Origin of the sequence: Pseudoalteromonas sp. NBT06-2, assembly GCF_002276045.1 — a bacterium.
Lineage (GTDB): Bacteria > Pseudomonadota > Gammaproteobacteria > Enterobacterales > Alteromonadaceae > Pseudoalteromonas.
Window position 1 is genome coordinate 1 of record NZ_NQMR01000370.1, and the last position, 539, is coordinate 539.

Below are 539 nucleotides of genomic sequence, written 5' to 3' on the forward strand. Positions count from 1 at the left end.
TGATTTTGTTCGATGAGATTGAAAGCTTCGCTACCTGAACTGGCTGCAATTGTATTAAAGTTAAATGACTTCAACATGTCTAGCATGATTTCTTTGGCGGTTGCATTGTCATCAACCACTAGTACGTTAAGCCCTTCTAATTCGGGTAAGGCTATTTTACGACGCGTTAATGGCAAACCTTTTTGTAATTGGAACTTCGCGGTAAAATGGAAGGTGGAGCCTTGACCTGCTTCACTTTCTAACCAGATTTCACCGTCCATTATTTCACAAAGTTTTTTCGAAATACTTAAACCAAGCCCCGTACCACCGTATTTTCTAGTCGTAGAAGAATCTGCTTGGTTAAATGACTGAAATAGCTTACTTTGCTGATCGGGTGTCATGCCTATACCTGAGTCCTTTACTGAAAAGTGTAATAAAGCTGAGTCTAGTGTATGTTGTTTTAAACGAATACTGATAACAACTTCCCCTTCATCAGTAAACTTGACGGCATTATCGCATAAATTCATCAAAATTTGCCCTAAGCGTAGTGGATCACCAAT

Annotated in this window: 1 protein-coding gene; it reads right to left on the reverse strand. The window is 39.1% G+C overall.

Features of this window, described 5'->3' with window-relative positions; genetic code table 11:
• Positions 1–506 (reverse strand): ATP-binding response regulator (locus CJF42_RS26110; protein ID WP_252097748.1); only part of this gene is annotated, 506 nt, incomplete at its 3' end.
• Positions 507–539: the final 33 nt, after the last annotated feature.